This window comes from Halorubrum sp. DM2, from assembly GCF_901686465.1.
GTDB lineage: Archaea > Halobacteriota > Halobacteria > Halobacteriales > Haloferacaceae > Halorubrum.
The window spans coordinates 2,579,149-2,585,148 of sequence record NZ_LR594487.1 but is presented as its reverse complement, the minus strand read 5'-3'; the positions used below and the strand labels follow the sequence as shown (position 1 = coordinate 2,585,148).

At 73.4% G+C, this 6,000-nt stretch carries 6 protein-coding genes; all 6 read right to left on the bottom strand.

Annotation, left to right across the window (positions count from 1 at the left end; genetic code table 11):
* Nucleotides 1-893, bottom strand: an 893-nt coding sequence (locus tag QOL69_RS12995; RefSeq protein WP_283403508.1) for a M20/M25/M40 family metallo-hydrolase, incomplete at its 3' end; no start/stop codon positions are given.
* A complete protein-coding gene (gene dapF, locus QOL69_RS12990) occupies nucleotides 890-1,834 on the bottom strand; it encodes a diaminopimelate epimerase (RefSeq protein WP_283403507.1) in 945 nt (314 codons plus the stop codon). The genes QOL69_RS12995 and dapF, both read right to left, overlap by 4 nt.
* Complete coding sequence (gene lysA, locus QOL69_RS12985) at nucleotides 1,831-3,234, bottom strand: diaminopimelate decarboxylase (RefSeq protein ID WP_283403506.1); 1,404 nt, start codon at nucleotides 3,232-3,234, stop codon at nucleotides 1,831-1,833. Before lysA ends, dapF begins: the two co-directional genes overlap by 4 nt.
* On the bottom strand, nucleotides 3,231-4,070 hold the full coding sequence (locus tag QOL69_RS12980) for a 2,3,4,5-tetrahydropyridine-2,6-dicarboxylate N-succinyltransferase (protein ID WP_283403505.1): 840 nt from the start codon (nucleotides 4,068-4,070) through the stop codon (nucleotides 3,231-3,233). Before QOL69_RS12980 ends, lysA begins: the two co-directional genes overlap by 4 nt.
* Before the next feature lie 53 nt (nucleotides 4,071-4,123).
* The gene (gene dapB, locus QOL69_RS12975; protein WP_283403504.1) at nucleotides 4,124-4,912 is read right to left on the bottom strand and encodes a 4-hydroxy-tetrahydrodipicolinate reductase; all 789 of its coding nucleotides are present in this window, start codon (nucleotides 4,910-4,912) and stop codon (nucleotides 4,124-4,126) included.
* Nucleotides 4,909-5,907, bottom strand: a complete 999-nt coding sequence (dapA, locus tag QOL69_RS12970; RefSeq protein ID WP_283403503.1) for a 4-hydroxy-tetrahydrodipicolinate synthase — start codon at nucleotides 5,905-5,907, stop codon at nucleotides 4,909-4,911. The genes dapB and dapA overlap by 4 nt, the downstream gene beginning before the upstream one ends.
* Between the last annotated feature and the right edge of the window lie 93 nt (nucleotides 5,908-6,000).

Below are 6,000 nucleotides of genomic sequence, written 5' to 3'. Positions count from 1 at the left end.
CGGTCGCCCGCGGCGTCGGCGATCGACTGCCGGACCGCATCCGCGAGCGACGACCGGAACCCCTCAGCTCCCTCCGGCGGGACGCTCCGCCGGTCGACCGTGATCGCGCAGTCGGCGGGCACCTGGTTCGTCGCTTCCCCGCCCTCGATGACCGTGGGCGTGAGCTTCGGCGGGCCGAGCTGCGAGTGGGCGTCGGCCCCGGCGTCGAACGTCCGGATCGCCGCGAGCGCGTCCTCCGCGGCCGCAACCGCGTTCGCGCCGGCGAACTCCGCGGCGTGCGCGGCGGTCCCCGACAGCTCGACGGTCGCCTGAAACCGCCCCTTCGCGGCGGTACACGCGTCGAGTCCGGTCGGCTCCCCGACCAGGTATAGGTCGCCGTCGAGCCGGTCGTCGGTCCCCGGGAGCCGCCCGGTCAGCGCCGCCGCGCCGAGCGACAGCGCCTCCTCGTCGGGCGTGAGCGCGAGGGTGAGTCGACCGCGGTCGGGGTCGGCGGCGAGGAACCCCGACAGGAGCGCCGCGAGCGGCCCCTTCGCGTCGCAGGCCCCGCGCCCGCGGATCACGTCCGCGGCGTCCGACTCGCCCGACGCGGCTCCCCCGCGTTCGTCCGCGCGCGCCTCGCCCCGCTCGAAGGGGACGTGCGGCGTCACCGTGTCGAGGTGCGTGTTCAACACGAGGTGCGGGCCGCTCTCGGGCGCTGGGGATCGCTTCTCCGCGAGGACGCAGCCGTCCGCGACGATCGCGGGGTCAGCGCCGTGTCGGTCGAGCGTCTCAACGACGAACTCGCGCATCTCGTCGACCGACTCGTGGGACGGAATCTGGACCGCGTCTTCGAGGAACGAGGCCGGGTCGAAGTCGGAGTCGCGGTCGCGGTCGGTACCGTCCCTCCGACTCATCGCGGATCGGCCGGGAGCGTCCCCGAGAACTCGTGGGCGACCGGCCCGGTGAGGGTGGCGTGGCCGCGGTCCGGCACCGTGACCTCCAGCGCTCCGCCGGGCGGGCGGCTCACCGCGGCGTCGCCGGAGATCAGTCCGAGCCGGCGAGCGGCCGCGACGACCGCGACCGCGCCGGTGCCGCAGGAGCGCGTCTCGCCCTCGACGCCGCGCTCGAAGGTGCGCTGGTCGAGGACCGCCGGCCCGTCGCCGCTCCCGTCGTCGACGACGGCGGCGAGGTTCACGTTCGCGCCCTCCGGGAAGACGTCGGCGCGTCGGACCGGGGGCGCGACCGCGTCGAGGTCGACCGCGTCTATCCCGTTGGGGTCGTCGCGGCCGCCGTCGACGAACGCGACCGCGTGCGGGACGCCGGTGTTGAGGGCGGTGACGGTCAGCCTCTCGACCGGCTCGTCGATCAGCGGCTCGTCCGCGGTAGGGCCCTCGCGAGCGACCGGGACGCGGCGGGGGTCGAACGTCGGCTCGCCCATCTCGATGGTGGCCGCGGTCGCGTCCGCGGTCACGGTCGCGCGTCGGGTCCCCGCCTGCGTGTCGATCATGAACTCGCGGTCGCCGGTCCGGTCGTGGGCCCACCGCGCGACGACGCGGGCCCCGTTGCCGCACATCGTTGCGGTGGAGCCGTCGGGCTGGACCAGCGTCATCACGACGCGCGTCGGGTCGAACCGCTCTTCGACGCTGAGAAAGAGAACGCCGTCGGCACCGCGTCGCCCGGCGTGCTCCTCGCCTCTCTCGCCCTCGAAGTCGGCTCCGTCGACGCCGGTCTCGCGGTCGCAGTGCGCGCGGGCGAACGCCGCGCGGTCGCCGACGTCCTCGGCGGCCGCGTCGACCACGAGGAAGTCGTTGCCCGTGCCGTGGTACTTCTCGAACGGGACGGCGTGGACGCTCATCGGTCCGCCTCCGGTCGGTCGTCGTGGGTAGTCGACCCCGTTCGGTCGCCGTCGGGGATCGCCTCCCGTTCGACCGTCGTCAGGTCGCCGAGCGTCTCTCGGCGGCGGGCGGTCGTCGCGGTTCCGTCGTCGAGCGCGACCTCCGCCGGCCGCGGTCGTGAGTTGTATTGGCTCGCCATCTCGTATCCGTACGCGCCCGCGACCCCGACCACGAGGAGGTCCCCGCGGACCGGGTCGGCGAGCGCTCGGTTCCTACAGAGCGTATCGCCGGTCTCACAGATAGGTCCGGCGACCGTGACAGGGGTTGCCTCCCGGTCTTCGGGGGCGGGGGCGTCGTCTCCAGCCCCTCCGTCGGTTCCGTCATGCTCCCGCCCGCCGTCGAGGTTGCGGATCGGGTGGTACGCGTCGTACATCGCCGGGCGCAGGAGGTCCGTCATCCCGGCGTCGACGCCGACGACCGTCTCCGTCGGCGTCGGCTTCACGGTGTTCACGCGCGTCAGCAGGACGCCGGCGTCGGCGACGACGTAGCGACCCGGCTCGATCGCGAGGTCGACGCCGGCCGGCAGGGGGGCGACCGCCTCCCGGGTCGCCGCCGCGACCGCCGGCAGGTCGAGCGGCGGGGCGTCCTCCTCGTAGGGGACGCCGAAGCCGCCGCCGACGTCGACGTATTCGAGGTCGACCGGATCGGTCTCCTCGTCGCTCGGATCGATCAGTTCCCGCGCCAGATCGCCCATCCGCGCCACCAGTTCGCGGTGGCTGTCCAACTGGTCGGGGTCGATCCCGGAGCCGGCGTGAGCGTGGATCCCGACCACGTCGAACCGCTCGGCCGCCTCGCGGGCGACCGTCGCGGCGCGGTCGTACGGGATCCCGAACTTCGCGGCCCCGCCGGTGGTGACCTTCTCGTGGTGGCCCGCGCCGACGCCGGGGTTCACGCGGACGCAGACCCGGCCGTCGTAGCCGCGCTCGGCGAGGCGGTCGAGAGTGTCGACCGCGCCGGCGGTGACCGTCAGGTCGGGGTCCGCCTCGGCGGCGTTGACGACGTAGTCGAGGTCGCGGGCGGGCGGGTTGACCGCGGTGTAGTGGAGCCGCGAGCCGTCGAAGCCGGCCGCGAGCGCGCGGTCGACCTCGCCCGCCGAGGCGCACTCCGCGTCGAGTCCGGCGTCGCGGACCGCCTCCAGGACGGCGCGTCCGGTGTGCGCCTTGACCGCGTATCGCACGTCGGCGTCCGGGAACGCCGCGAGCAGGCGCTCGCAGTTCCTGCGGACCCGGTCGAGGTCCTGGACGTAGAGGGGGGTCCCGTGTTCGGCCGCGAGGTCGCGCAGGCGGGCGGCGTCCCAGTCGCTCACGCGCCGGACCGACGGATTTGCCCGAGACTCCGCGGCCGCGTCGCTCTCGCTCATTCCCGGAGCGCGTCCTCCCGGCGCGTCGCCTCCAGCGTCTCCTCCTCGACGTGGGTCGCGACGACCGCGGGCTTGTACGCGCCGCCCTCGAAGAGGTCGTGGTCGCCGACGGACGACTCCACCATCCGCGTGAACGCGCGGCGCTCGGCGGGGAGGTGGCCGTAGAGGACCTCCTCCTCGACGAGGTCGTAGACGGGGATACGGGGAGTGAGAAGGGTGTTCTCGCCGACGATCGAGTTCTTGCCGACGCGGAAGCCCGAGGTGACCCGGCAGCCCGCGCCCAGCGAGACGCCGTCCTCGATCACGACCGGCGCGTCCTCGACCGGTTCGAGGACGCCGCCGATCAGCGTGTTGGCTCCGAGCTTCACGTCCTCGCCCAACTGCGCGCAGGAGCCGACCGTGTCACAGGAGTCGACGAGGGTGCGGTCACCGACGTACGCGCCCATGTTGACGAACGAGGGACTCATCATGATGCAGTCGCTGCCGAGGTACGCGCCGCGCCGGATCGTCGTGCCGTCGGGCGTGTTCCGGGTGCCGCGCTCGCCGAGGTCGGCGGTGTCGCGCAGCGGGAGCACGTCGTGGTAGGTGACGCCGCCGTACTCGCGCGCCTCGGTCTCGCGCAGCCCGAAGTTGAGCAGGATGCCCCGCTTGACCCACTCGTTGGCCTCCCACGAGGTCACGTCGTCGCCGGTCTTCTCGGCGGCGCGGACCTCGCCGGCCTCCAAGGCGGCGAGGAACTCGTCGACGACCGCTGCGTCCTCGTCGGTGGCGTCGGCGGCGGTCAGCCCGTCCTGATAGCGGTTCCAGAGGTCGGATACGTCGACTTCGAGACTCATTTGGTGGTGTATGGATGAGTATAGGTATTTACTCGTCGATGTGCGTATGCGTGTCAGGCATCTCCATCCGCGTCCAGCACATCGCCGAACCCGTACCAGCCCGGGTCGCGGCCGGCGAGCCACGCGGCGGCGTCGAGCGCGCCCTCCGCGAACACGCCGCGGTCGCCGGCGCGGTGGGTCAGTTCGAGCGTCTCGCGGTTCCCGGCCAGAAGAACTTCGTGTTCGCCGGTCACGTCGCCGGCGCGGCGGGCGTGGACGCCGACCTCTCCCGGGCTCCGCGGGGCGTCGCCCTCGCGGCCGTGGACGCGCTCGTCGAGGTCCTCACGCACGTCCTCCACGTCGTCGAGGATCGATTTCGCGGTGCCCGATGGGGCGTCCCGCTTCGCGTTGTGGTGCGTCTCCGTCAGTTCGACGTCGTAGCCGGGCAGCGCCGCGGCCGCCTCCCGGACCGCCCGGCGGAGCGCGGCCACGCCGCGGGCGAAGTTCGACGCCTTGAGGACCGGCACCGCGTCGCTCGCCGCGCGGAGCGAGTCGAGCTGCGCGTCGGCGAAGCCGGTCGTCCCCGTCACGAGGGGGACGCCCGCGTCGGCGCAGGCCTCGGCGTACGCGACCGCCGAGGCGGGCCCCGTGAAGTCGACGAGGACGTCCGGCTCCTCGCTCGCGAGCAGGTCGGCGAGATCGTCGGCGTCTTCGACGGCGACACCCGCGACCGGCTCGACCGGGCTGCGGTTGACCGCGAACGCGACCGCGACGCCCTCGCGGTCGGCGGCGGCGGCGAGCACCTCGCGGCCCATGCGACCGCCCGCGCCGGTGACGGCGACGGAGAGGGGGTCGCCGCTCATTCGGCACCCCGCGCCGCGGACTCGACGCGCTCTCGGTCGACGGCTCCGGGTGCGCTCGCGTCGTACGCGGCCAGTAGCTCGCGGAGCGACTCGCGTCGGTCCGCGGAGAGTCGCGAGAGCGGCGGGCGGACGCCGGGACCGCCGCGGCCGCGGAGGTGCATCGCCTCCTTCACCGGGATCGGGTTCGTCTCGGCGAACAGCTCGCGCACGAGCGGCGACAGCTCGTGGTGGAGCGCCCGCGCGCGGTCGTAGTCGCCCGACAGCGCCGCGCCGACCATCGCGCAGGTGCGCTCCGGCTCGACGTTGGCGACGACGCTTATCGTGCCCGCGCCGCCGATCGAGAGGACCGGCAGCGTGAGCCCGTCGTCGCCCGAGAGCACGGCGAACGCCTCGTCGCGGGTGCGTTCGATCACCTCGCTGATCAGGTTCAGGTCGCCGGATGCCGCCTTGTACCCGCGGATGTTCGGGTGTTCAGCGAGTTCGACGGTGACGTCGACCGGGATCGACTGCCCCGTGCGGCTCGGGACGTTGTACACGATCTGCGGGAGGTCGACCTCGTCGGCGATGGTACGGTAGTGTTCGAGGAAGCCGGCCGGCTCGGGCATGTTGTAGTACGGCGAGATGAGCAGCAGGCCGTCAGCGCCCGCGTCGGCCGCGCGCTCGGACAGGGAGAGCGCCTCGGCGGTGTTGTTCGAGCCGGTGCCGGCAATCACGGGGATGTCATCGAGCGCGTCGCGGACCGTCTCGATCACCGCGACGTGCTCGTCGTGGCTCATCGTCGCCGACTCCCCCGTCGAGCCGACGGGGACGACCCCGTCGACCCCGGCGCGTTCGAGGTAGCGCGCGTTCTCGGCCAGCTGCTCGTGGTCGACCGCGTTCTCCTCGGTGAACGGGGTCGTCATCGCCGGGTAGACGCCCTCGAAGGGCGCGTCCGTCGTTTCGCTGTTCGTCTCGTCCTGCGTCGCGTAGGGTGTCGTGGTGGTCGTGTCTGTCATGGGTGCTGCCGCGAGTCCGGGTCGGTGAGCGGACCTGTGCGCGCGTCGAGGGTCGTCCGGGACGGGGTCGCCACTCCCGCCGGGGGACGGCTC